At 36.5% G+C, this 26,290-nt stretch carries 19 protein-coding genes; 7 read left to right on the top strand and 12 right to left on the bottom strand.

Annotated elements, in window-relative coordinates; genetic code table 11:
- Positions 1-16 precede the first annotated feature (16 nt).
- The 4 genes from RAH34_RS07295 to RAH34_RS07280 all read right to left on the bottom strand — a co-directional run bounded on the left by RAH34_RS07295 (position 17) and on the right by RAH34_RS07280 (position 4,332).
- Positions 17-1,192, bottom strand: a complete 1,176-nt coding sequence (locus RAH34_RS07295; RefSeq protein WP_306595655.1) for an aminotransferase class V-fold PLP-dependent enzyme — start codon at positions 1,190-1,192, stop codon at positions 17-19.
- Between the two features lie 99 nt (positions 1,193-1,291).
- Positions 1,292-2,431, bottom strand: coding sequence for a hypothetical protein (locus RAH34_RS07290; protein ID WP_034697821.1), 1,140 nt, complete (start codon positions 2,429-2,431; stop codon positions 1,292-1,294).
- A 26-nt stretch (positions 2,432-2,457) separates the two neighbouring features.
- A complete protein-coding gene (locus RAH34_RS07285) occupies positions 2,458-3,360 on the bottom strand; it encodes a TssN family type VI secretion system protein (protein ID WP_306595654.1) in 903 nt (300 codons plus the stop codon).
- A 54-nt stretch (positions 3,361-3,414) separates the two neighbouring features.
- Positions 3,415-4,332, bottom strand: coding sequence for a type VI secretion system baseplate subunit TssG (locus RAH34_RS07280; RefSeq protein ID WP_306595653.1), 918 nt, complete (start codon positions 4,330-4,332; stop codon positions 3,415-3,417).
- Positions 4,333-4,802: 470 nt separating this feature from the next.
- On the opposite strand from RAH34_RS07280, the gene RAH34_RS07275 reads away from it, so the two are divergent.
- The 7 genes from RAH34_RS07275 (at position 4,803) to RAH34_RS07245 (ending at position 11,412) form a co-directional block, all read left to right on the top strand.
- Positions 4,803-5,594 (top strand): S1/P1 nuclease, encoded by a 792-nt coding sequence (locus RAH34_RS07275; RefSeq protein WP_110011560.1) that lies wholly within the window; start codon positions 4,803-4,805, stop codon positions 5,592-5,594.
- A gap of 359 nt (positions 5,595-5,953) precedes the next feature.
- Entirely contained in the window at positions 5,954-6,820 is an 867-nt protein-coding gene (locus RAH34_RS07270) for an RNA polymerase sigma factor RpoD/SigA (protein WP_002979276.1), read from the top strand.
- A 186-nt stretch (positions 6,821-7,006) separates the two neighbouring features.
- Complete coding sequence (locus tag RAH34_RS07265; RefSeq protein WP_306595652.1) at positions 7,007-7,369, top strand: hypothetical protein; 363 nt, start codon at positions 7,007-7,009, stop codon at positions 7,367-7,369.
- 51 nt (positions 7,370-7,420) lie between these two features.
- On the top strand, positions 7,421-7,615 hold the full coding sequence (locus RAH34_RS07260) for a hypothetical protein (protein ID WP_306595651.1): 195 nt from the start codon (positions 7,421-7,423) through the stop codon (positions 7,613-7,615).
- A 15-nt stretch (positions 7,616-7,630) separates the two neighbouring features.
- Positions 7,631-8,131, top strand: coding sequence for a GNAT family N-acetyltransferase (locus RAH34_RS07255; protein WP_306595650.1), 501 nt, complete (start codon positions 7,631-7,633; stop codon positions 8,129-8,131).
- A gap of 55 nt (positions 8,132-8,186) precedes the next feature.
- Positions 8,187-9,305, top strand: a complete 1,119-nt coding sequence (locus tag RAH34_RS07250) for an FAD-dependent monooxygenase (protein ID WP_306595649.1) — start codon at positions 8,187-8,189, stop codon at positions 9,303-9,305.
- Between the two features lie 73 nt (positions 9,306-9,378).
- Complete coding sequence (locus tag RAH34_RS07245) at positions 9,379-11,412, top strand: S9 family peptidase (protein WP_306595648.1); 2,034 nt, start codon at positions 9,379-9,381, stop codon at positions 11,410-11,412.
- A gap of 755 nt (positions 11,413-12,167) precedes the next feature.
- Here RAH34_RS07245 and RAH34_RS07240 read toward each other — a convergent pair.
- The 8 genes from RAH34_RS07240 to RAH34_RS07205 form a co-directional block, all read right to left on the bottom strand.
- Positions 12,168-14,933 carry a multicopper oxidase domain-containing protein gene (locus RAH34_RS07240; RefSeq protein WP_306595647.1) on the bottom strand — a complete coding sequence of 922 codons (2,766 nt, stop codon included), beginning with the start codon at positions 14,931-14,933 and terminating at the stop codon, positions 12,168-12,170.
- A 90-nt stretch (positions 14,934-15,023) separates the two neighbouring features.
- Positions 15,024-15,497, bottom strand: coding sequence for a DUF3347 domain-containing protein (locus tag RAH34_RS07235; protein ID WP_114822349.1), 474 nt, complete (start codon positions 15,495-15,497; stop codon positions 15,024-15,026).
- A 117-nt stretch (positions 15,498-15,614) separates the two neighbouring features.
- Positions 15,615-15,995, bottom strand: coding sequence for a hypothetical protein (locus RAH34_RS07230; RefSeq protein ID WP_306595646.1), 381 nt, complete (start codon positions 15,993-15,995; stop codon positions 15,615-15,617).
- Positions 15,996-16,124: 129 nt separating this feature from the next.
- Entirely contained in the window at positions 16,125-18,362 is a 2,238-nt protein-coding gene (locus RAH34_RS07225; RefSeq protein WP_306595645.1) for a TonB-dependent siderophore receptor, read from the bottom strand.
- A gap of 43 nt (positions 18,363-18,405) precedes the next feature.
- Positions 18,406-19,215 (bottom strand): 3-deoxy-8-phosphooctulonate synthase, encoded by an 810-nt coding sequence (kdsA, locus tag RAH34_RS07220; RefSeq protein ID WP_034697782.1) that lies wholly within the window; start codon positions 19,213-19,215, stop codon positions 18,406-18,408.
- A gap of 1,366 nt (positions 19,216-20,581) precedes the next feature.
- Entirely contained in the window at positions 20,582-21,106 is a 525-nt protein-coding gene (locus RAH34_RS07215) for a DUF1697 domain-containing protein (RefSeq protein WP_306595644.1), read from the bottom strand.
- Positions 21,107-21,202: 96 nt separating this feature from the next.
- Entirely contained in the window at positions 21,203-22,696 is a 1,494-nt protein-coding gene (locus RAH34_RS07210; RefSeq protein ID WP_306595643.1) for a hypothetical protein, read from the bottom strand.
- An 89-nt stretch (positions 22,697-22,785) separates the two neighbouring features.
- Entirely contained in the window at positions 22,786-26,271 is a 3,486-nt protein-coding gene (locus tag RAH34_RS07205) for a DUF2723 domain-containing protein (protein WP_306595642.1), read from the bottom strand.
- Positions 26,272-26,290: the final 19 nt, after the last annotated feature.

Below are 26,290 nucleotides of genomic sequence, written 5' to 3'. Positions count from 1 at the left end.
ATTTAAAACCATCATTTTAATGTTGTATATTTTCTAAAAGTTGTGATATTTTTTCAATTTCTTCCATTGTATTGAAGTAATGAGGGGACAAACGGATTGCATGATCTACATTTTTAGAGGTAAAATCTATTAAGGCATCCTGTCTGCGGTTTTCCTTAAAAAACACGTTATGATCACTCAAAGCTTTATGAATCTTTTCAACCTTTCCATCTGCCTGGCAAAAAGTCACAATACTGCTTAATCTGTTTCCTTTATCCAGAATTCTGAAACCATTATTCTGCAGATTAATTCTTAAAGTATCGGTCAATTTCCGGTTGTAATTCTCTATTTGATCCATTCCAATCGCATTGGCATAGCGTAAAGCCTCTGCAAATCCAGCTAAAGCAGCATAAGGTCTTTCAAAAAGTTCAAATCTTTTAGCAGTATCATTGAGCTGAAAATCATCAAATGATGTCCATTGAGCACCACAGCTATCTAAAAACAGAGGATACATTTTCTGGTTTAATACTTTATCTGAAACGTATAAAAATCCGGTTCCTCTGGGCCCTCGCATAAATTTCCTACCGGTTGCCGTCAGAAAATCACAATGGATTTTTTTTACATCCACCACGATCTGCCCTACTGACTGACAGGCATCTACAAGATACAGAACATCATACTGTTTACATAACTTCCCCACTCCTTCTACATTCTGAATTAAACCGGAATTGGTAGGAATGTGAGTAACAGCAATTAATTTAGGGTTATGTTTTTTGATCAGATTTTCAAAATCTTCAAGATCCAATTCATGGTCAGGAAGATTGGCCACTCTGATGATTTCAATACGATATCTTTTCTGCAACGAAATAAACGCAATCTGATTAGAGATATAATCATCATTGGTGGTAATGATACAATCTCCTTCTTTAAAATCAATACTGGATAAAGCTTTTGCATATCCATCTGTAGAACTGCTTACAAATGCAATATGGGAAGGTTTTGTATTAATCAATTTTGCCGTCTCTTCATAAAACTGATTGATGATATCAGGGTTTTGCACCGCCGCTGCATATCCTCCCAATTCCTGTTCTTCATATAAAAACTTAATGGTAGTCTCCACAACCGATTTAGGCATTAATGAAGCCCCTGCACTGTTTAAAAATATCTTATCCGAACATCCCGGAGTTTCCTGTCTTATAACCTCTAAATTCATTTTATCAATCCTTACAACAAATGTACTTTTAATTTTTGCTAAATAGACCTATAAAAAATCCCGAATTTTCATCCGGGACTCTATTTTTACTCAATGATTTTAATCTAAAACACTCCAACCTCTTTTTGGGTTTGTGTTTGTGGAAACTTCCTGCTCATTAACGATAATATTTTCTTTTCTCTGACCGATATAATCCAGCTCGCTCAGTTTAGAGAAGATAATTTCAAGGCTTCTCAACATCTGTTGAATATAAAGCAATGGTTCACCGCAATTATGGTGGTCGTAATTGGTTTCTGCTACAATAGAAAGCTGGTTTAGTAAAGTATGAGGGGCAATTTCACTCCATTCCAAACTGTAGTTCAGCATTTCCTCCAATTCTGCAGGAACAAGCAGCTGGGTTGAATTGTATAAATGAAGCGCCAGTCTTGCAAAAGACTCAATTAAAAATACAGGCGGCTGCCAAGGTGTAATATTTCTGAACTGGAAATACATATCTCCAAAAGTATTCACCATGGTAGTACACAAGAACTTAACGTTTTGTGCCAATGCGGTATTCTGATTTTTATGGGATGCTTTCTGAATGATTTTAAAAGCATACTGCTGAAGATTTCCGATAGATTTCGCATAGCTGCTGTAATAGTCTACCAAAGCCGGATGACTCTGTACAGAAGTACAAGGTGGAATAAAGTTGGAGTCCACCTGAGCAATATTTCCTTTTAAATCTACCTTACCGATGATAAGATAATTTCCTCCGGAATAGCTGCTGTTTAAAGACGTTACAGGAAGCAGTTCAATATGGTGATTCGGCTGTGCACTCGGGTGGCGTGGCGGAATTTCCTCAGGATCAATATCTCCAAAAGGAACTTTATCAAAAGGATTTACAGAGATCAGAATATAATATTCACCATCTGCCTGCTCTTCGTTCATTGATTTCGCCAATGATTTCACGCTGATTCTTCGGTCTGTCAGTTCAATACGGTATCCTGCCATTGTCACAGCGCTGCAACGCTTGATGACCAACTGTACATCATTGGTTGCCGTGTTGTGAACATCAAAAATGGTACGGTCTGTAAACTCATTGGAAATAGGTAGAAGCCCGTAGTTATATGTAGTAATTCCAAGGGAATTGGAATCTCTGATGGTATCAATTAAGAAATTATCCTGATCATTAAGGTGTCTCTGGGAAACTTTCATCCCATCCACCCAATTGATGGCAAAATGTTTAATAGGCTGTATCATGTTTAATACTTTTTAATTTTTTGTGTTTATGATTTTCTTGTGACTCCCTCCTCTTCATGCTGAATAACTCTCTTACAAATTACCACTTCATTTTCAGAAATGTTGTTTGTCGTAATGTCGTGGTCGAAATCTATATATTTTCTAAAGCTGAAAAACGATTTTTTAGTGTAGAAGATCCAGTAGTAAGGTTCATTTCCTTCGTCAGAAAGATGAATAATGGAACCTGGATTTTTGTGGTTGTAATCATCTACTACTCTATAGAACCAATCTCCGAAAGTAATCCCTGTAGGAAGCGTTTTCGCTTTAATTCTGAAACGGTTGGTATCCTCTAATTTTTTGCTCAGTTCAACATTCAGGACCATTAATCTGTCAAAATCTGCCCCTTCAAAATCTGGCAGCTTCTGCTCTGGTGAATATCTCCATGTTTTATAAATATCAAAAGGAATGCTGATAAACTGGATATAGCAGTAATAAAATACCATCGGAACCACAAAGATCACCATACTTGTTGCCGCCATCACAGCGTATCCTGTGCCTTTGCTCATCCAGTTGAAGATCAGGGTGAAAAGATATCCGCCCAAAGCAATACACGTCAATGAAAGGATAGATTCAAACAAAATACTCATTGCCAGAGAATCAATATGCTTTTTGAAATATTTATGCAGCAGATTCACATGAATAATCCCCAAAATAAGGTAGATCACCTGTGCAATAAGATACCAGTACGGATTAAAAAGATTTCCTGCAAATCCAAAAACGCCCGGGATAGCCAGACATAAGCTGCAAAGGAGTACATATATAATAATAACTTTAATTTTGATCGCAGGTTTATTTCTCCTGATTACACCGAGTATAACCATCATAATAATTGCGATTAAAGGCATTAAGATATACCTTAAAAAAATACCTTTTACTGAAGAAATTTCCATTTGTTTCTTTTCGAATTTATACTTTGTTGGTAGTTGTAAATATAATAAAATAATTTAGAGGAATGTAGAGTATCCAAGGCGGCTGGCATTTCTTCCATCGTCTTCAAGACTGAATGAATATTCCTCTTTTTCTGTGACAAAATTCTCTTCCACATCCACTGTTACAGGAAGAAAATAGTCATACAGTGACTGAAGCACATTTCTGAACGGACTTCCCGGAATATACTTCTTCATATCCCCATAAGGAATAGGGCCAATGTTCACCACCCAGTTTCGCTGCCCGTCCATATGAGGTCCGCTTGGAATATAGGTGACTCCCAATCTTGAATTTCCCAATAACATGGAATCATCATTTTTCTCAATTCCGTCAATAATATTAGGTGAAAAACTTACTTGTACCGGTACCTGCAGAAAAGCAGTCATACATCTTTCAAACCATCTTTTGTCTCCTCTGATCTGGTGGAAAAATGGTAAAATATGCATAAAAATATAGGCACTCTGCTTGTCCAGCATTTTGATCATGGGCCAAAGCTCACTTACTGTTTCCAGCAAAGAATCTGTACTGCTGGTGATATCAAATTCTGATTCTTTAAGCAAAGCACTGATTTCCGTAAAAAATACTTCCAGCTCAAAAGGTCGGAAAAACTTACGGGCATCATCCTCTACCCTTTTCTGTTTACGGATTTCCCTTACCACAGTATCAACATTCTTTCTGGAAGCTCCCAGAGACGGCGGATGAAATAATCCTTCCGGAAGATAGTCGTAAATACCTTCTCTGTAACTCTCTATAGTAAAAACTTCCTCGTCAAATCCTAAATAACTGCTTGAAATACTTTTTATATCCTTCAGGTAAGCCCTGTCGTTCACGCCTACACGCTCAATGAATATATTGCTTACCGCACGATGGTATTTCAAGAGGTTTACAGCCACAGCTTCAGCCTTAAAGTCTGTCTGCAGCTTATTGTAATGCATATCTACAATATTATTCTCATACATAGTGTTTCCTCTGATTATGACTTGTAAAGATAATATATCTCATAAGTTTGAAAAAATATTTTTACAACAATTTTATCCTAAAAGTAGTAATTTATTGACACTAATAGGAATATTTTTCTACAAATTCCGTGAAAATACGGTAAATAGCCTGTTTATTTGCTTTTTTAAATTTAAAATTAACTATTCAGAATCAATCGATTAAAGGGTTTTCATTTATAGTTTAAAGTTTAAGGTTTAAAGTTGTGATTCAGATTTTAAATTGTAATCCGTACTGTTCTCTCTTGTCCCTTTGTTACCGGAAAAATTCAAGCCGTCAAACCTACTGTAATTGCTTCTTTTATTTAAATTAAATTTTATTAACATCATGATATGGAATAAATTCAGGATAAAGCATGCTCATTCCGAAAGCGGGCCGTATCTTTGCAGACTGAAAATTGTTATTTAAAATGAAAAGTATTTATTCTAAAATTCTGATTTTAGCATTCATGGCCTCTTCACTTTATTCTTATGCGTGGGGATTAACGGGACACAGAGTGATTGCAGACATTGCACAAAACCACCTTTCCCGCAAAGCAAGAAGAGAGATTAAAAAGATCATGGGAAAAGAACGTCTCGCTTACTGGGCAAACTGGCCGGATTTTATCAAATCGGATACCACAGGTGCATGGAAGCAGGCTTCATCATGGCATTATGTAAACATTGATCCGATGACTGATTTTAAAGCATTTGAACAAAATTTAAAAGCACAGGCAGGACCAAGCCTTTATACTCAGGTAAACACATTGTCAAGTCAGATCAAAGACAAAAACACTTCCGAAAAAGACAGAAAAATTGCTTTAATCTTCCTTATCCACATTATGGGAGATCTTGCTCAGCCTCTACACGTAGGAAGAGCTGAAGACTTAGGTGGAAACAAAATCAATGTTACCTATTTCGGGGAAAAAACCAATTTACACTCTGTTTGGGATGGAAAATTAGTAGATTCTCAAAAATACAGCTACACTGAATATTCTAAACTTCTGGATATCAAATCTAAAGAAGAAGTGGCACAGATCCAATCCGGAACCCTGGAAGACTGGTTGTATGATTCTCATAAAATCGCCAACAAAATCTATGCACAGACTCCAAACGATTCTAAATTAGCTTACGACTATCAGTACAAGTTTAATGAAACAATGGAAAGACAGCTTCTATACGGTGGATTGAGACTGGCAAAAGTATTAAACGAGCTTTTCTAGTTACGAGTTGCGAGTTGCGGGTTCATTAACTATAATAGCCTACAATAGTAATCTTAGATATAAAGACGGGACTTCGGTTTCGTTTTTTTTGTTTAAAGTTTAAGGTTTAAGGTTTAAGGTTTAAGGTTTAAGGTTTAAGGAAATTACAGGATTCTAAGTGGTGTCTTCATTATTAATTTAAATTTTATCCCGCCATCAAGAAAAATAACAAACTACTCATTATCAGATAATTAAATTTATTTAAAATGACACTAATACCTTCTGCACTATGCATTGTACAAAAAATATTACACCTTGTGTAACCTTTTTACCTTTTCATACGTATATATTATAGTAACTCTTTTTTGAGGATAAAATAAATGAGACAATTAAAAATCACTAAGCAGGTTACCAACAGGGAAACTGCTTCATTAGACAAGTATTTGCAGGAAATTGGTAAAGTGGAACTGATCACTGCGGACGAGGAAGTAGAATTGGCACAAAGAATACGTGCAGGCGACAGAGCCGCACTTGAGAAATTAATCAAAGCCAACCTTCGTTTCGTAGTATCCGTATCTAAACAATACCAAAATCAAGGTCTTTCTTTACCCGATTTGATCAATGAAGGTAACTTAGGATTAATGAAAGCGGCAAAAAGGTACGATGAAACTAGAGGTTTCAAATTTATCTCTTATGCAGTATGGTGGATCCGTCAATCAATCTTACAGGCATTGGCTGAACAGTCAAGAATTGTAAGATTACCGTTGAACAAAATTGGATCGATCAACAAAATCAATAAAGCATACGCTCACCTTGAGCAGGAAAATGAAAGACCACCTTCTCCGGAAGAATTGGCTGAAGTTCTTGACATGAGCGAGGAAGATATCAAAGAATCTATGAAAAACTCCGGAAGACACCTGTCTATGGATGCGCCTTTGGTAGAAGGTGAAGATTCTAATCTTTATGATGTATTACGTTCAGGAGAATCTCCAAGTCCTGATAAAGATCTGATGCTGGAATCTCTACAAATTGAGATTGAAAGAGCATTGAATACTTTGACGCCAAGAGAGGCTGATCTGGTAAGATTGTACTTCGGACTGAACGGAAAACACCCAATGACTTTAGAGGAAATTGGTGAAACTTTCGATCTTACAAGAGAGAGAGTTCGTCAGATCAAAGAAAAAGCAATTAAGAGACTAAAACACAATACCAGAAGCAAGATCCTTAAATCTTACCTGGGTAAATAATTTTAGCGTAAAAAATTTTATAGGCGGAGTCTGGTTTCAGGCTCCGTTTTTTTATTCATGTAACATTTTTCAAGGTTTGTTCAACTAATTAAAATCATATCCTTTGATCACCTGTATTAGCATTGAAATGATTAATTTTAGTTGCTTTGGATATGAAGTTGATTTTCAACCAAAACAAAACATACTATGAAAAAAATACTTTTCGCTTCTATTCTGGCTTTATCTCTAATTTCCTGCAGCGAAAACAAATCGAAGCAGGCACCTGTAGTAGAAAATGCAGTTGACAATGCTGAATCTTCAGTTTCAGGAGCTATTAAGAAAAACACCAGATACTCCTCACGTGAGGGAAACCTTGTTCATGAAATCTATCAGGAACTGATAAAAAATGACAAAGCTTTACAGGATCTTGATACGAGAATAGACAATATTCAAAAGGAAGCTGAAACCTCCATTTCGGAATATGATGATATTATCGGTAAATCGGAAACATATTATAATGATGCAACGGCACTATCAAATTCGGTAACCGATTCTGTTACAAAGAAGTAAATTGAAAAAGAGATAAAAGCAAGCGCTGAAAAATATAATATAAAAACACAGATGATCAAAGACCTCATTGCCAAAATAAAAGCAAACAGGACCACACTTCATGATCAATACCTTGTATTCAAAATCAGAAAAACACTTCCTGAAATTGAAAAATATCAAAAGGCTCACCCTCTGAAAACAGATAGTCTCAATCAATTTATCAACAAGCAGAATACATTGCTGCAAGAACTGAAAAATTTAAAATAAAAACCATCACACTTCATGAAATATACTACCCAATGGCTTACCGATAAAAGCCGAGTAAAAGACCTCGTAGACTTTTTTATTACCCATAAAACAGATTCTTATATTTCTCATGGCGAAATGATGTCCGGCAGAGCCATAGACTCTCACCATTGGAATCCTGATCTTGAACTGATCCTGACAGAACAGCTGATCACCGATTTTAATTCTGACGGGAATTCCAAACTGAATATTCTGATCGCAGAAAATGAAGGTGGTGAAATTGTCGGTATGATGGTTTTCAACGTCATCAACAGTCCTTTTAAAAAATACGCCATTCTGGAGGATATGCTCCTGGATCAATCTGTAAGAGGTCAGTCCCTGGGAAGTACCCTTTTGGAGAAAGCCATTCATGAATCTAAAAACTGGAATATCAGTTTTATTTTATTGGAAAGCGGAGTCAACAACCATGGCGCTCACAATTTTTTCAGTAAATATGGTTTTAAAAAAGTATCGGAGAGTTATATTTTAACGTTATAGAGTAATCAAACAGAATCTTTCGCAACGTTGTGATAATCTGCAAAAAACAATATCCATGAACACTATTTCAATCATCGGAGCCGGAATCGGAGGACTTACCCTCGGAAATGTACTGAAACAGCATCAGTATGATTTTACGATCTATGAATCTGCTCCCGAAATAAAACCCGTAGGAGCCGGAATTATGATGGCCGTCAATGCCATGCAGGTTTTTGACCGTTTGGGATTAAAAGAAAAGATTGAAAATGCAGGTAATAAGATCCATAGAATCGTTATCGCCAATGAGTCTTTGCAGACCATCTCCAAAACAGAAATTCTGGAATTGGAAAAGCAGTATAATTCCTGTAATGTTGCCATTCACCGGGCTGAACTGCAGAAAATTCTGGCAGAAAATTTAAACCCAGATTCAATACAGCTCGACCATTCTTTACAAAAAATAAGAAAAGAAGAAAATTATATTCTAGATTTTGACAATGGACACCAGATTGAAAGTGCCATCGTTTTTGGAGCAGATGGCATAAAATCTCCTATCCGTAATCAGATCCTGAAAATGGGTATCATAAGAAACTCCGGGCAGAAATGCTGGCGTGGACTGGTAGATTTTGATCTTCCGGAAAAACATCATCAGGAAGCTTTTGAAATGTGGGGCAAAGGAAAACGTTTCGGTTTTGTAAAAATTTCTGATAGAAAAGTATACTGGTATGCCTGTATCAATGAAAAAAGCTTCGGGAGATATCTTGAAATTGCAGAGATTTTTAATGATTTTGATCCTTTGGTCTTACAACTTATTGAAGCTACAGCAAACGAAGATATTATTTGTAATACAATTTCCGACCTCGCTCCTATTCCCAAATGGTATTCTGAAAATCTATGCCTGATTGGTGATGCTGCTCACGCCACAACTCCCAATATGGGACAAGGTGCCTGCCAGGCCATTGAAGACGCTTATATCATTGGGAAATTGCTGGAAAGTCATCAGGATTTCAATACTATTTTCAAAAAGTTTCAAAGTACCAGAAGGAAAAAGGTTGATTATATAGTTAATACAAGCCGTACCATCGGAAAGGTTTCTCAATGGGAAAAAGGAAATTCACTCCGGAATTTTCTGATGGGTTTACTACCGGAAAGTATGAATCAGAAAATGGCAAAAAAAATCATTGAACTGGAAATGTAGTTCATTATTATAAGAATTGATAAAAATTTAAAAATCATCAACAATTAATTAATAACAACTAAAACTTAAAAACATGAAAAAAATCTTTTATGTATTGCTCTTGCTCATAGGAGTACATACAGCACGAGCACAGGAAGTCCCGGTACTGGACAGAGCTTTATTCTTTGGTAACCCGGAAATTGCGGGAGGACAGCTGAGTCCCGATGGGAAATGGATTTCCTTTACAAAAGAATATGAAGGGATTATGAATATCTGGGTAAAAAAAATTGATGAACCTTTTGAAAAAGCACGTCCTTTAACAAACAGCAAACGCCCGTTGAATGGATATTTCTGGACAGAAGACGGAAAATATATTCTGTATGTAAAAGATAATAACGGTGATGAAAACATGAATATTTTTGCAGTAGATCCTATGGCAAAAGTAACAAAAGGAGTTCCGGAATCAAGGAATATTACACCGCTTAAAGACGTAACTGCCAGTATCTACATGGCAAGCAGAAAAGATCCTGATTTGCTGATGATTGGATTGAATAACCGCGATAAAGCATGGCACGATCTGTATTCGGTGAAAATTTCTACAGGAGAACTGAAAAAGATTTACGAAAATACAGACCGTATCACAAGCTACGACTTTGACTGGGATGAAAAATTAAGAGTTCTTTCAAAAACGGATGATAAGGGAACGACACAGTTTTTTTATAAAGAAGGTGATAAACTGACTCCTATTTACGAAACACTGGTTACAGAAAGTGCTTATATCTCCAACTGGAACGAAGACAATTCTAAGTTTTATCTGGTAACCAATAAAGGAGATCTTGATAAATCTGCACTATTCCTGATGGATCCGAAAACAAAACAGATTACAAAAATAGAAAGTGATCCTAAAGATAAAGTAGATTTTGGAGGACTGTTCCTAGACAGAAATACAAGAAAAATGATCTACACTTCTTATACCGGAGATAAAACAGAATATTACTGGAAAGATAAAGCCTGGGAAGCTAACTACAAATTCCTGCAAAGTAAATTCCCTGGAAGAGAGGTTGGTTTTGCAAGTTCTACCAATGATTACTCTAAGTTTCTGGTTTCTGTAGGAGGTGATAAATATGCTTCAGAAGCCTATTTCTTCGATGCAAAGACAAAACAGCTGATATTCCAGTATACGCCAAGAACAGAACTGAAAAAAGTTGAAAAATATCTGGCAGCAATGACTCCTATCAGCTATAAAAGCAGTGACGGACTTGAAATTCCGGCTTACCTGACTTTACCTGTAGGTTCATCTGGCAAGAATGTTCCTGTTGTTGTTTTGGTTCATGGAGGCCCGAAAGGTCCAAGAGATTATTGGGGATATAACTCTACCGTACAGTTTTTAGCTAACAGAGGGTATGCCGTGCTTCAGCCTAACTTCAGAGCAAGTGGCGGTTATGGTAAAAAGTTTCAGAATGGTGGAGATCTTCAGTGGGGAAAACTGATGCAGGATGATATTACCTGGGGCGTAAAATATCTGATCGATCAGGGAATTGCAGATAAAAATAAAGTAGTCATCATGGGAGGAAGTTACGGTGGCTATGCAACACTGGCAGGTCTGGCTTTCACTCCGGATGTATATGCTGCAGGAGTAGATATCGTAGGACCAAGTAACTTATTTACGTTACTGGATTCAGTTCCTGCTTACTGGGAAGCTGCCCGTGCTTTCCTTTATGGGATGGTAGGTGATCCAAAAACGGAAGAAGGTAAAAAACGTATGCATGATGCAAGTCCCCTATTCAGTGTAGATAAAATCAACAAACCTTTACTGATTGTTCAGGGAGCTAATGATCCAAGAGTAAAGCAGGCTGAAGCAGATCAGATTGTCATCGCTCTTCGTGATAAAGGAAAAAAGGTAAACTACATTCTTGCTGATGATGAGGGCCATGGATTCCGTAAACCTGTGAATAATATGGCGATGTATGCTGAAATCGAAAAATTCCTTGCTGAAGTAATCGGAGGAAGATATCAGAAAGAAATGCCTGAAAATGTGGCAAAACGTCTGAAGGAAATGACGGTTGATATTTCAAAAGTTACTTATACACCAGCAAAGACTGAAAAAGCAGCAGGAGCTTCTAAATAAAAGCATTGGCATCAATTACATAAAGCCATCTCGTGAAAATGAGGTGGCTTTTGTTTTTTACATAAACTCATAATATTTGTAATCACCTATCAAATGGTGTTGAACCTTTTAAATTGTAAAAAATTTATACTTAACAACACCATAATAGCAACAACTTACATTTGAATAATTAATAATAAAAATTACTATTATGAATGTAAAAGAAAAAGAAAAAATTGAAAAGCTAGTTAAAAACCAATTAACTCAATTTATTTTATTACTCTTAAAAGACTTACTAAAAAGAATAATAGATTGGTGAATCCAGTAAGTTTCCTAAGGAAAATAACTTTAGCAAAGGAGTTTGCATCTAAATGTACATATCAAAATTATGACTTGGAAGATGGCAAAGCTTACTTTGACAAAGAAGTTTCCAAAGCCTGTAAAGTAATTATTGATCATTACTTATAAATAAATGTAAAAGTAATAAGTAAGTAGAAGTAAAGACACTTTGCAGGGTAGTATTTAAAACGCAAAGGTTTCATTTTTAATCTGTAGTATTTTAAGAGAGCAAAGCCAGAATCAATTTCATTGATTCTTTCTAAGCAAATGTATAACTTATAGCTTCATCAGCGACAAAGTCGCAGCTCTTTGCCTCCTAAAACTATGCATTAGAATACTCTATTCTTTGCGTCCATAAAAAGTTTCCCTATGACATGTATCTGATCAAAAAAAGCTGCCTCAATGAGACAGCTTTTTTGAATATAATTTAGTTGTATTTAATAAGTTAAAGTAACACCTGCACCCCAGCCCATTTCATTATCATAATTTCCTGAAAGAGACAGCCATTTCTGAACGATATATCTCAATCCTGTTGAGAACTCACCATCTGAATTGACACTGAAATTTCCTCTCAGCCTTCTGGAAAGCGGTATATCTTCTCGGCTAAGTTCCAATAACACTTTTCCGTTTTGATCAACACTTGCGTCAGCAGTAATCAGCATTGGCAATACATACTGCATACCAACAATGAATGCAAATCTATTTTTCGAAGCCTTCTGCTGTCCGAACCAGGTCTTTTTCCCATGAAATTCTATTCCCAGATCTTCTGCCATCTGTCTTTCCATGATCTCATGATTTTTCTGAACCCTGATTCCTGCATAAGGTAATGCCCATTGAAATTTCCCTAAGAAACGACCTACTTTTGCACTTCCTTCAAAATGATCAAAATTCCAATTGGAATGAAACTCATTCAGATTGGCCCATCTTGGTCCGAACATCGTCATTGTTTCTGCGTGGATCTTATTACTTGCAACATCCAGCATTGCCATGGAACTGGTCATTTTATTATCCTGTATAAAGTTTTTCCAGGCCAGTTTTCTGTTCGGAAGCTGAGGATTGGGTTTTGAGTTTTCATAACTGAAGATTCTTCCCATTCCAGCCATCATATGATATAGAATATGACAGTGGAAAAACCAGTCGCCATCCTGATTCGCAGCAAATTCTATCGTTACGGTTTCCATCGGCATGATATCCACAACGTTTTTCAATGGAGAATACTCTCCTTTTGAATTAATTAATCTGAAATCGTGACCATGAAGGTGCATCGGGTGACGCATCATAGAATTATTATACATCTTGATTCTAAGTACCTCTCCTTTTTTGATCAGAATTTTATCTGTTTCTGTAACCGTTTTATTATCCAGTGTCCACAGATAATGATTCATATTCCCCTCAAGCGTAAATTTCATTTCACGAATACTGTCTGTGGGAAGAATGGTTTTCTCAGGAGATTTCAAAATATTGTAAGACAGTCTTTTGATTGTTTTCTCTTCTTTCATCTCCATTCCTGAGTGTTGAGAATGATCTTCTTTCTTATCATCTTTCGTCTTCACACCCATCATTTCATTGATATGCTTCGCTGTAGTTTTCCTTTGATTTTCAGACAATTCCGGATACATCACTTCATTCATATCCATCATTTGATTTCCCATCGTCATATTCATCGGCTTCATATTTCCGCTCATTTCCATCATACCATTCATCATTTTCATTCCTTCAAAAAGCATTAATCTTGGAAGATTGGGCGCTTCAACCTTTTCACCTGAACCCAGCCAGAGAGAAGCGTGCCCTATCCTGTCTTCAGAAGTCGCCCTGAACTCAAAGCTTTTATTCTCGGGAATGGTCACTTCAATGTCATAGGTTTCCGACACCCCGACAATTAAACGATCAACTTCTATCGGTACAACATCATTCCCGTCATTTCCCACTACTTTTATCTTTCCTCCGCCATAATTCAGCCAGAAATAGGTAGATGAACCTCCATTGGCAACTCTTAGTCTTACTTTATCACCAGCTTTTACATTAGAATAATCTGAACTTGGTGTACCATTGATTAAGAATTTATCGTAATAAACATCACTTACATCCATGGCTTCCATTCTTTTCCATTCATTCAGGGCTTTTGTTCCTAAATTCCCGGACTTAATGGCTTCCCAGTAACTTTGTACTGCATTTTTCTTTACCGCATACCAGTCTGTATTGGCCATATGAAGTCTTCTTGCAATCTGCATCGGATCATCATCACTCCAATCTCCAAGTAATACCGGAATTTCGGCATTGTATGTTGTTTTCGGCTCACCTTCTCTTTTTTTGAAAACCAGAATACCGTTCATCCCAATCTGTTCCTGAAGGGCTTCATGAGAATGGTACCAGTACGTTCCATTTTGCGAGATTCTGAATTTATATAAATGCGTCTCGCCCGGTTTTACAGGCTTGGTCGTAAGATAAGGAACACCGTCATGCTCATTGGGAAGGATCACTCCGTGCCAGTGCAGCCCCGTATTTTCTTTAAGCATATTGTGCAGGTAGATCTCTGCAGTATCTCCTTCAGTAAAATATAAAGTCGGAGCCTGAAGTTTACCATTGATTGCAATTGCTCTTCTGTTTTTTCCTGTAAAATTGACGATAGTATCTTTTACATAGAGATCATAACGAACCGTTTTTCCTCCAAAAGTAATCTTTCCATTTTCTGAATTACGTTTTAAAATAGATTTTTCTTCTTTAGGATTTTCAGCCTGTGTATGGGACTGAGCTTCTTTTTCTACCAGCTCCATTCCACATTTAGGACATTTTCCCGGCTTGTCCGAAACTATTTCCGGATGCATAGTGCAGGTATAGGTAGTTTGAGCTTGAGTTAAAGCCTTATTTTTTACCGGCAATACCTTTTTTATCTCTGGCTTAACAGAAGATTTTATAATCTTAGTTTTCTCAGCAACTTTTGCTTTACTAACTTTATTTATTTTAGTTTCTGTGGGTTTTGTTTTCGACTCTGTTTTAGGGACAGGTTTCGTTTCCGGTTTTGCAACTACTTTGGGTTTTATGATAACGGTCTTTTTTACCAGGGTCATTCCGCATTTGGGACAGTCTCCAGGTTTTGAAGACACTACTTCCGGATGCATCGGACAAGTATAATACGTTTTTGTAGTTTGTGCAAAAGTAAAAACAGAGAATAACAGCATCAGAAACATTACAAGCTTTTTCATAATATTTCGAACTTTTTACAAGTTGTACAGCTTAAAGTTAAAGATAACCTAAAACCATACAACTTATTGTTTTAAAGGATAATACAGCAATTATTTAATTTCTGACTTTACACTTCCGCAAGAAAGCATAGACTTCCCATAGTATGGGTTAGCGATTTGTTTTTCATCGCTTAGCCAGCTTCCGTCTGCCATTGGGCAATATTGAACGTAGACTGGTTTTTCAGAAAGTTTGAATTGTTTGGTCAAGGCGATCATATTATCCGAAAGATTGAAAAAAGTTTCCCTTTGTGCTGCAATAGTTCGGGAATCAGAAATTACAGAAGCGTCTTTTCTTAAAACATTAAGATTTCCCTCAGAAACTACTTTATAATCAATGGCTGAAGCTGTCTTGATAAATTCTGTTGCGGCTTTTGAAGTTTTATCCGCATCATCCGAAGCTAATGCTGACTTGATAGCAATATAATTCTGATACAGTTTAGAAACCTGCGCATCCTTTTTAGATTGTGCAGATAATGACACGATTGAGAATAAAGATAGGGCTGCTGTGATGATATATTTTTTCATTGTTTTAAATTTTAGAATTAATTTTTAATAAAGAATAATGGATCACGCATCGGTAAATGCGTCAGAACATGTCGTTCCATACCAGTACATGTTTATACCGGAAACGACTGACAGATTCTAAATTCTAAAATTACAATGATTGATGTAGATCGGCACCGGCCGGAATTCAGGCGGCGCATTAATCTGAATTTGAGTAAATTTGGTTGCAGAAAACGATTTGTCAATAACAGTGAACTGATGTTTCACCGGAATTTCTGAAACTGCATTTAAGAAATCCACATTCAGATAATCTGATTTCTGTGAATCGTCTACTTTTACGATTTTGATCTCCGTTTTGCAGCATCCTTTTTTTTCCTTAACACCGCATTTAGCACAGATATCATCCGCTTTCTGGCTTACAGAAACAAATTCTTTCATACAATAATGAATGCTAAAAGCTGCTCCGGAAGAAAACCCGAAGTAGAAAATAGAAAACACTATGGCAAGAATCTTTTTCATTGGTAAGACAAAGTTAAAAATATATCTGAAACCGTTGTTATAGAATTTGGTAATGTTGTTATAAAATTCGGGTAAACAAAAAGCCTCCGGATTCTCGGAAGCTTTCTGCTATTTTATTTTTAATTATAACTATAGTTTGAATTCCAGTTTCACATTAAAGAAACGTCCTGTAAGACGTACCGGAACAGGATACATATAATTGCTGTTATAGTCTGTGATCCATTGGTTGGCAACCGTATTATTGATATTAAATGCATTGAAAACCTGAACACCTAACGTCAGTTCCTCAAAATTACCCCAGAAACCGGATCTCTTATTTTTTTCTTTCGGATCAATAAAGACCTTTGTTAATCCTAAGTCTACTCTTTTATAAGAAGGCAGCGTCTGCTGATAATTATAAGCTGAACCAAAATCTGGTTGTCCGTTGCTGTTAAACATTACAGGAGCTCCCGTAGGCAATCCCATAGCATACACTAAGGTAAGGTTCACACGCATACTCGGAAAGCTTGGCATATAATCCTGATAGAACATGGCAAACCTCAACCTCTGATCTGTAGGTCTTGGAATATCTCCTCTGCCATCAATATTTTCATACACTCTGGCATAACTCGCAGATAGCCAAGAATCTACACCTGGAACAAATTCCCCGAATAATCTGGTATCAATACCATACGCATATCCTTTGGAATTATTCTGCCCTGAGTAACGGATTCTTACATTATCCATATAATACGGGATCAGGTTATCCAACTTTTTATAATAAAGTTCCGTAGTAAGCTTGAATGGTCTGTCGTACATCTGGAACTCATAATCATTGGCAAGAATGACCTGGATAGAGCGCTGCGATTTTATATTAGAGTTAAAATTACCATCCAAATCCTTGATTTCTTTATAGAAAGGAGCCTGATAGTAGATTCCCCCTGAAATTTTGAACAACATATCGCTGTCCCAATCCGGTTTGATCGCAAACTGTGCTCTTGGAGAAAATATTGTTTCTTTATTAAAACTCCAGTTCGCTACACGTACTCCCGCATTCACGAATACTTTACTGGCTCCCCAATAAAACTTCTGTGAATATTGTGCGTATGCTGAAAGTCTTGTTGGTTCGATATTATTTTGCCCGGCAATATAATAAGCAAGCTTAAGATCTCCTGTAGTTCCGGTTCTCGGATCAATAATTTCCGGTCTTGGAAGGCTGTATCCTGCAGAATCAACCAGTTTCCATTCGTTGGTAAGATCTTTCAGATTTTCTTTTTCATATTTAAATCCAACCTCAAAGTCTGTATTAACATTGGGTGAGAATTTTGCTCTGAACTGCGTCCCATATGTTCTTACAAACAAGTCATTTCTGGCATGTTCTATCTGCCCTCCAACATCGAAAGACGTTACAGGTTGCTGCGTAACAGGATCAAAAGTCTGAAGCTCGTAGGCTGACTGTATGGTATAATACTCTCTTTCTCTGTTCTGATAAGCAAAGGCATCCAGGGTAAGCTTCCATTTGTCTGCAGGCTTATAATTCATGGAAAATGTACCCATCATGTTTTTATACTGGTCATTTTCCTGTCCTCCATAGCCAATATTTACTGTGATAGGCTGCTGAAGGCTTCCGAATGTAACACTTTTTGCCCTTGGGATCATTTCATAATCATTCTTGGAATAATATCCGATGAATGACATCGTGAATTTATCACTGACATGATAGTTCAGATAAGACTGAAAATCCCAATACGTCGGGTTAAAATCCGTATCCTCTTTTAAGGTATTAAGAACAAGATTGGTATTCCTGTATCTTCCTGAAAATAAGGCTGTAAATTTTTTATTTTTGGAAGCCAGACCTGTTGTAAGCCTGCCTCCGATTAAACTTGCCTCCCCTGAAACTTCAAATTTTTCAGGCTCACGGTAATAAATATTTAAAGCAGAAGACATTTTATCACCATATTTGGCTTCAAATCCTCCTGCAGAGAAATTCACTGCGGAAACCATATCCGGGTTAATGATACTCATCCCTTCCTGTTGAGAGTTTCTGATCAGGAAAGGTCTGTAAATCTCAATATCATTAATGTAAATCAGGTTTTCATCATAGTTTCCACCACGAACCATATATTGTGAAGACAGCTCGGTGTTGGAGTTTACAGAAGGTAGTGTTTTAAGCAATCCTTCAATTCCTCCATTAATAGAAGCTACTGATTTCGCTTCCTTCGCTGAAATTCTTACGTTGGTAAGGTCATTGGTTCTTCCTGTTGCTTTTTTCTGGAAGACAACTTCCTCTATATCGGTTACTTTAGTAGTCGCTGTATCTTTTTTCCTTTGTTGGGAGAAAAACAGTACAGGGACCATAAGGCTTAGCGGTAAAACTAGTTTTTTCAAAAGAAATGTTTTAGAATTTCTAAAATTAATGTTTTTTTAACAATTACAAAATCGATTCTCTAATTCTTGTCAATTTTTGTAACAAATCTTCTAATAAATCTAATCTTAACATGTTGGCACCATCAGATAATGCCGTTTCCGGTGTAGGATGCGTTTCGATGAAAATTCCGTCTGCTCCTACGGCAATTCCTGCTTTGGCAACGGTTTCAATAAGATCTGGTCTTCCTCCTGTAACGCCTGAACTTTGGTTAGGCTGTTGTAAAGAGTGTGTAACATCCAAAATCACTGGAGCGTATTCTCTCATGGTAGGAATTCCTCTGTAATCTACGATCAGATCTGTATATCCGAAAGAATTTCCTCTTTCAATAATCGCTACTTTCTCGTTATTGGAATCTGTAATTTTCTGAACGGCAAACTTCATCGCTTCCGGAGAAAGGAACTGCCCTTTTTTCAAAGTCACACATTTTCCTGTTTGGGCTGCAGCCACCAGTAGATCGGTCTGACGTACAAGGAATGCAGGAATCTGTAAAACATCTACATATTGTGCTGCTAATGCCGCATGCTCATTTTCATGAATATCGGTTGTGGTAGGAATATTGAAGGTCTCTCCTACTTTTCTAAGGATTTCAAGAGATTTCTCTTCACCAATGGTTGTGAAAGAATCTACACGGCTTCTGTTAGCCTTTTTGAAGCTTCCTTTGAAAATATAAGGAATATTGTATTTATCGGTAATGCTGATTACTTTTTCAGCGATTCTTAATGCCATATCTTCCCCTTCAATAATACAAGGTCCGGCAATAAGGAAAAAGTTTTTTGAATCTTTGTGCGAAATATTATCTAAATACTGAATCATTTTTGTTGTAATTAAAAAGTTCAGTAAAAATACTGAGAAAGTTTCATAAATGGAAATTATTTGAAGGCTTTAACAGGCTATGGCTGCAATAGTTTTTGGCTTTTGGATTTCCGATTATTTATTGATAGATGCTTCGACTGGCTCAGCAAGACAACGCTAATACTAGCTGTTATATTGACGTGAAAATTATAATAATCAGTTTAGTAATCAAAAGACTTCTGAATCTATGATTCTTAAAGTGGTAGATGCTTCGACAAGCTCAGCATGAGAGCTCTAATACTATGTTTTATATTAACATGAAAAATATAATAGCTGATGATTTATCCAAAAAACATCGGGTTTATGTCACATTAAAAGTTAATGTATAACGGTGTCATGCTGAGCCTGTCGAAGCATCTGCAATAATATATTAGAGTTTCTTCAAAACCTTCTCAAACATATTCACACTCCTGCTGGTAAACTGATCTTTAGACTTTTTTTTTCAGCACTTTTCCAAAGATAAAATCTGTGTAAATCTGAGAAATCTGTGGGAAACTTTACATAGCTACAAAGATAGGTTTTGGCTGAAGCCAATGACTTTTGCTTTTATTGACAAACGGGCTAAAGCCCGTTCCTATTGAATTTCCAATAAATGTTATGATATAATTGGGCAAACTATATTCGAAGGTGATTCGTGTATTTCAATTCATCTTTTTCAAAACCTTCTCAAACGTATTCACATTCCTGCTGGTAAACTGATCTTTAGACTTTTTTTTTCAGCACTTTTCCAAAGATAAAATCTGTGTAAATCTGAGAAATCTGTGGGAAACTTTACATAGATACAAAGATAGGTTTTGGCTGAAGCCAATGACTTTTGCTTTTATTGACAAACGGGCTAAAGCCCGTTCCTATTGAATTTCCAATAAATGTTATGATATAATTGGACAAACTATATTCGAAGGTGATTCGTGTATTTCAATTCATCTTTTTCAGAATCTTCTCAAACGTATTCACATTTCTGCTGGTAAACTGATCTTTTAGACTTTTCCTCCCCTGCACTTTTCCAAAGATAAAATCTGTGTAAATCTGAGAAATCTGTGGGAAACTTTACATAGCTACAAAGATAGGTTTTGGCTGAAGCCAATGACTTTTGCTTTTATTGACAAACGGGCTAAAGCCCGTTCCTATTGAATCTAAAATTATTAAAGTGATAGATGCTTCGACAGGCTCAGCATGACAGCTCTAATACTATCTGTTATATTAACATGAAAAATATAATAGCTAATGATTTATCCAATTATCCAAAAAGCATCGGGTTAATGCTACAGTAAAAGTTAATTTATAACGGTGTCATGCTGAGCCTGTCGAAGCATCTGCAATAATATATTTAGAATTTCTTCAGAATCTTCTCAAACGTATTCACATTTCTGCTGGTAAACTGATCTTTTAGTCTTTTTTTACCCAGCACTTTTCCGAAAGTTGAATCTAAGGTATTTCCTTTCGGAACCTGCCAGTAAAATATATCATTAACGATTGCAGCCTTTTCATTTTCGACCTGACCTGCTTTCTGAAACTCTTCCATTAAAACCTTTTCCACTCCCGGAATTCCGACAAAACCATAAATATGAAGTTCGTCTTTTTTTTCAAAAGGAATACTGTTCCAGAAAACTTCTGTTTCTTCCTGAGATTTTACAAACAAAAAGGCTTCATAAGAAAAATGTTCCGACATCGCTTTTTCCAGAATGGTTTTTAATTCTGTCGCATTTTTATCTGAAGAAAAAACAATATTTCCGGAAGCCAGTATTGAACTCACTTCTTTCATCCCTGCATCTTTAAAAACCTGGCATACATCCGCCATTTTCATATTGGTTCCTTTTACGTTGACGCCACGGAGAAAAGCACAGTATTTCATTTTTTTCAGGTATTAGGTTTGTTTTGAGTTTGAGGGTTTGAGAGTACTAGAGTGAAAGAGTTATTTTAAACTGTTTCACTCTAATATTTCAATCTTTTAATCAACCCTAATGTACAAATTATAGTCTGTACCGGAAGGTTTCAGGTGGTAAATTTTTTCTAAAATTTTGTTGTCACTTTTCAGATGATCTTTAACTCTGAACTCTTTTAAAAGTCTATAATGAGTTTTATAGTATTCTGAATTGGCATTCTTTTCTTCGTATAAATTCTGATAAGAAAGAAGATATTTCGGTTTTCTGTTTTTTACCGTGTTGATCCAGTAATTCACCTTGTCTTTTTTAATTTCTTCCTGAATCTGTTTATCAACCAATCCAACCTCATCGATTGTTTTTAATCCTGAAAAATAAGGAACATAACCTGCAGGTTCCAATAAGATCCACTGGTTTTTGTCTTTTTCATATTGATTTAAAAAGGTACCAATTGTTCTGCGGTAGTTCCATTCTCCGTTTCCTGTTGCAATACAGTGAACTGTCTGGAAGACAAGCATTGGGAAGATATAGAATATCACAAGCAATGACAACCATAGGTTTCTCTTCTCTTTCTGTTCCAGTACAAAAATAAGAACAGGAACAAAAAGTAAAAGTTGCGGCACCCAGTAATACCAGTCGAATAAACTTTTCTGAGAAATGAAAATGATTTGTTTTGCCCATCCGAAAAGAAAAATCATCCACAAAAAGTAGTTTCTTTTTTCCCTTTGTCTGATCAGATAAATAAAGCAAAGCAATTCAAAAATCAATACTACAATCGTCATAGGATTGAAATCTCCCGGAACTTTCAGCATTCCCCAGAAGTTTCCGAAACTTTTAAAGAAATACCCAATATGCTGCTGGATGGTAAAATTTTCACTGTACAGCAGTTTTTTTGCAGTAATGGTATTGTTCACCAGTTCGCCAAAGTAGAACCAGTTGAAAGCCACCGTAGCTAAGACTCCCAGCGCTCCGCCAAAAATATAATTCCATCTGATTTTTCTGTTCCAGAATAGATCTACAAGAAATACAATTCCGAGGAAGATTACTGTATCAATTCTCGTAAACATAATTAATACAGGAAGGAGTGTTACAACCCATTTTTTCCCTTTATGGAAACCGTAATACAGCAATGCCATCTCCAGAAAAAACAATATTCCGTATTCCATTCCAAGGATTGAAATTTTAATGGAGGGCGGCAAAATCCCGATCAGAAATATAAAGATGGCTTTATGCCATGGATTTTTTAAAACCAGATGAGACAGCCATAACGTTCCTATGGTAAACAGTAGAGAATTAAAAATCAAAAGAGGTTCAATAAAGTTTTCTTTTCCAAAAACTAGATTGAAAATATAGGATACAAATACATACAGATGTGTGGTGGAGGCAGAAATCTTGGTGTCTCCATTGAAGCCAATGACTCCATAATCCAACAGATTCTGGGCAACCCTCCAGGTGATAAATGCATCTTCCTGAATGTAGTGCGTTAATAAAAATAGAAGCTTAAAAAGAACCGTAGCAATGACGGCATAGATTGGGAATTTGCTATTTTGTGTTTCGGACATTATGTATTTTTACTTTCACAAATATAACCTTAATATTCAGGATTGCCAATAATAAAAAAACGGAACCGAAGTTCCGTTTTAAAGTATTTTTATTTTGTCGCTTTAATAATCGCGTTGGTAATCTGACTTTCCTTTTCTTTTGAATACGTAGAATCATAAGGTTCCATGACATCAAATAAGTACTGATAGAATGGCGTGATCTGCTGAACATTTTCAGACTCTTTCATCGCCTTATCTCTTCCCATTTCCTGAAGATCTTTGATAAATACATTGAACTTCTTGTCAATCGGCTCTATGGATTTTACCAGATAAGCATATGCTTTTTCTTTCTGTCCAATCTTGGTGTAAGCATCTGTTACTGCAGAAACCACAAGAGAGTATTCCATAGGTTTTGTTCTCATTTGTCTTCTCAGGTAGCTTTGATCCGCTTTGGAAAGACTTAAATAATAATCATACTCTTCGAAGATTCCTTTCTTAAGTACCTCAGCAATCTGAAGACCTTTCTGCTCCTGACCAGCGATAATATATCCTGAAACAATTGAACTTAAAGAACGAGGATCATTATATTTCTCTGCCGGAATTTCTTTCGCTGCAAGATCCAGAATTTCTAATGCTTTAGCTTTCTGTCCACTTAATGCCAGGGCTGAAGCCGCTCTGCTTGCTGACATTCTGTAGCTGATGATATTGGAAGTAGCTGTTTCATCAAAGTGAGCATTTAAATTCTTAAAGTTCCCCCATCTGAAGTTTTTCACTACATTATAAAGAGAATTGGCATCCACTCTTCCCATATCTCCATCAGCGCTCGGAGGTGTCTGGATAGGAATTAATCTGTAACTGAATCCATCAAACTGAAGATAATCGTTAAGATAGAAAATATTCTCACTGTCGTAAATACCTCCTGATGAGAAGTTGATCGGACGCTTCCAGTCGAAGTTCGCTAAAAGATCCATCAAAATCAGGTTGTTCTTATAAAGCGTGTTTCCTTTGTAAGTAATCATGATCTGATTGGCTACGTTTGGAAGATCTTCTTTGTTGATGATTCCTGCTTTTAAAGCATTTTCTTTATTCACAGGAAGGATAAATTTGTTTACCGGAAGGATATTGTATTTTTCAAATTTCTCTTCTCCAAAATACATTTTTAATAACTCATCTTTTTCAGGAGATTTGAACTTAATGAATTCAATTGCTTGTTTCAACGTTAAAGAATCCTGAGTAAGATATTTTCTGAACGACTGGAATTCTGTTTCCGGAGCTCCCTGCTCTTTCAGCATAGAGAAAACACCTTCCCAATCTTCCTTCTTCATCATATAGATCTGATCATTTACCCCATCTCTGTAATCTTCGTGTGTCAATTGGCTAGGGATTCCCATCGCATTATACGTTCTTCTTTTTACCTGATCCAGATTCCATGGAGTTGAAGCAAGAGTAAAGTTCACTACCTTCACATCATCTCTGAACTGCTCTGTCTCCTGGATCGCCCAAACCGGGTAAGTATCATTATCTCCGTACACGAAAAGGATATCGTTTTTCGGTAATGATTTTAACACTGAATACGCATAATCATATGCTGTATATCTGTTGCTTCTGTCATGAACATTATAGTTCTGGAAGCCCATCATGAAAGGTACTCCTAATAAAACCACTCCTAAAGCAATGTTAGCTCCGTTTGATTTTATTTTAGACTGTAAGAACCATAGGATGGCTCCTGCCCCCAATCCGATCCAGATCGCAAATGCATAGAATGAACCTACCATTGCATAATCTCTTTCTCTCGGTTCAAAAGGTTTTACGCCAGTGTAGAAGATAATCCCTACACTTGTTAGAATAAATAAAGATAACAGGGCATAGAATCTTCCGAAGTCTCTGTTCAATTGGAAAAAGAATCCGATTAAACCTAAAATTAATGGAAGAAAGAAGAATTTTACCGTACTTTCATTCTTGAATTTAGCAGGCATTTTATCCTGATTTCCCACCGTAGCATTATCAATAAAAGGAATACCGGAAATCCAGTTTCCTTTTGTGCTTTCCATGTTTCCTTCAAGATCATTCTGTCTTCCTACGAAGTTCCACATCAGGTATCTTACAAAGTAATATCCGTTCTGGAAAGTGATAAAATAATCCATATTCTGAAGGAATGAAGGCTTCTGAACATTGATCAGGTTATAAGGTTTTACTTTCAGATAATCTGAAGCAGTAATGGATTTGTCTTCATATTTAGCTCTCAGTTCATCAAAAATCTGCTTAGCCTGCGGATTGTCTGCCACATCTTCATTCGCATAGTTGAATGTAAAATCAGGAGCACCATACATAGAAATATAGTTCGCCATTACATCCTTGTCCTCATTAAACATTCTTGGCATTAAGCTTACCTGAGACTTGTTGAATACATAATTGAAACGGTCTCCGGTTTTTCTGTAAGTTCCGGTTTTTTCGTCTTTTTCGTAAATTTCTCCGGTTTTCTGTGTCTTAAAACTTCCGTCTTCGTTTTTCTCAATTCCGTTAGCATCAAGGAAAGCCGTGTAGTTTTGTCCGTAAATCGTTGGCCAGTCACCATACTGCTCTCTGTTATAATAATCCAGCATACCAATTGCTGTATCCGGATCATTAAGGTTCATCGGCGGATTAGCATTCGCTCTTATAGGAATAACCATCCAGCAGGAGAATCCGATCATCATGAAAACTACAGATAATGCAGCTGTCTGATAAATGTTTCTTTTTGCTTTTCTTGCATATTTGATTAAGAAATAGCAAATCGCTACCATTAAAATAAACGCTGCAATGGTTCCGGAGTGGAAAGGAAGTCCAAGACCATTCACGAAGAAAATCTCAAGTCTTCCGAACATGGTCATAATTAAAGGGAAGATAATTTTGAAAACAATAATCAAAATCCCTAATGTAATAAGGTTTGCCCAGATAAAGTTTTTCCAGGTAAACTTGTAATTTCTTGCATAGTATACCAGACATACTGCAGGAATTGCAAGCATACACATCATGTGTACTCCCACAGAAAGTCCTAAAACGAAGAAAATAAGAATAATCCATCTTTCACTGTCTCCCGCCTGATATTCATTCTCCCATTTGGTGATTAACCAGACCAAAAGCGCGATAAACATTGAAGCCATAGAGTAAACCTCTCCTTCTACTGCCGAAAACCAGAATGTATCTGAGAACGTAAAGCAAAGTGCTCCTACTGCTCCTGCAAATAAAATAGAAATTTCCTGATGTTTTGTAATTTCTTCAAAATCTTTGTTTAAAAGTCTTCTCACAAAATGGGTGATCGTCCAAAACAAAAATAAAATAGTCAGCGCACTGAACAATGCAGACATCGCGTTGATCACGATAGAATAGTTTTCGCCTTTCCCTAATGCAAAAATGGCTGCCACGGCACCCACTATCTGGAATAAAGCAGCTCCGGGAGCATGCGTTACTTCAAGTTTTACTGCAGAAGAAATGTACTCGCCACAATCCCAGAAACTGAAATTGGGTTCTATGGTGGACAAGTACGTGAAGAAAGCAATAACGAAAATCACCCATCCTGAAACGGTGTTCCATTGCCTAAAAGTCCAATTTTTCATAGTATTAAATCAATTATGC

Origin of the sequence: Chryseobacterium sp. WLY505 (genome assembly GCF_030846215.1) — a bacterium.
Classification (GTDB): Bacteria; Bacteroidota; Bacteroidia; order Flavobacteriales; family Weeksellaceae; genus Chryseobacterium.
The sequence above is the reverse complement of the archived record's forward strand: the minus strand, read 5'-3'. Positions and strand labels throughout refer to the sequence as shown.

Bases quoted from the DNA above. Each gene is read 5' to 3' on its own strand.
- RAH34_RS07295 (WP_306595655.1), bottom strand. From the start codon at position 1,192: ATGAATTTAGAGGTTATAAGACAGGAAACTCCGGGATGTTCGGATAAG.
- RAH34_RS07290 (WP_034697821.1), bottom strand. From the start codon at position 2,431: ATGATACAGCCTATTAAACATTTTGCCATCAATTGGGTGGATGGGATG.
- RAH34_RS07285 (WP_306595654.1), bottom strand. From the start codon at position 3,360: ATGGAAATTTCTTCAGTAAAAGGTATTTTTTTAAGGTATATCTTAATG.
- RAH34_RS07280 (WP_306595653.1), bottom strand. From the start codon at position 4,332: ATGCATTACAATAAGCTGCAGACAGACTTTAAGGCTGAAGCTGTGGCT.
- RAH34_RS07275 (WP_110011560.1), top strand. From the start codon at position 4,803: ATGAAAAGTATTTATTCTAAAATTCTGATTTTAGCATTCATGGCCTCT.
- RAH34_RS07270 (WP_002979276.1), top strand. From the start codon at position 5,954: ATGAGACAATTAAAAATCACTAAGCAGGTTACCAACAGGGAAACTGCT.
- RAH34_RS07265 (WP_306595652.1), top strand. From the start codon at position 7,007: ATGAAAAAAATACTTTTCGCTTCTATTCTGGCTTTATCTCTAATTTCC.
- RAH34_RS07260 (WP_306595651.1), top strand. From the start codon at position 7,421: ATGATCAAAGACCTCATTGCCAAAATAAAAGCAAACAGGACCACACTT.
- RAH34_RS07255 (WP_306595650.1), top strand. From the start codon at position 7,631: ATGAAATATACTACCCAATGGCTTACCGATAAAAGCCGAGTAAAAGAC.
- RAH34_RS07250 (WP_306595649.1), top strand. From the start codon at position 8,187: ATGAACACTATTTCAATCATCGGAGCCGGAATCGGAGGACTTACCCTC.
- RAH34_RS07245 (WP_306595648.1), top strand. From the start codon at position 9,379: ATGAAAAAAATCTTTTATGTATTGCTCTTGCTCATAGGAGTACATACA.
- RAH34_RS07240 (WP_306595647.1), bottom strand. From the start codon at position 14,933: ATGAAAAAGCTTGTAATGTTTCTGATGCTGTTATTCTCTGTTTTTACT.
- RAH34_RS07235 (WP_114822349.1), bottom strand. From the start codon at position 15,497: ATGAAAAAATATATCATCACAGCAGCCCTATCTTTATTCTCAATCGTG.
- RAH34_RS07230 (WP_306595646.1), bottom strand. From the start codon at position 15,995: ATGAAAAAGATTCTTGCCATAGTGTTTTCTATTTTCTACTTCGGGTTT.
- kdsA (WP_034697782.1), bottom strand. From the start codon at position 19,215: ATGATTCAGTATTTAGATAATATTTCGCACAAAGATTCAAAAAACTTT.
- RAH34_RS07215 (WP_306595644.1), bottom strand. From the start codon at position 21,106: ATGAAATACTGTGCTTTTCTCCGTGGCGTCAACGTAAAAGGAACCAAT.
- RAH34_RS07210 (WP_306595643.1), bottom strand. From the start codon at position 22,696: ATGTCCGAAACACAAAATAGCAAATTCCCAATCTATGCCGTCATTGCT.
- RAH34_RS07205 (WP_306595642.1), bottom strand. From the start codon at position 26,271: ATGAAAAATTGGACTTTTAGGCAATGGAACACCGTTTCAGGATGGGTG.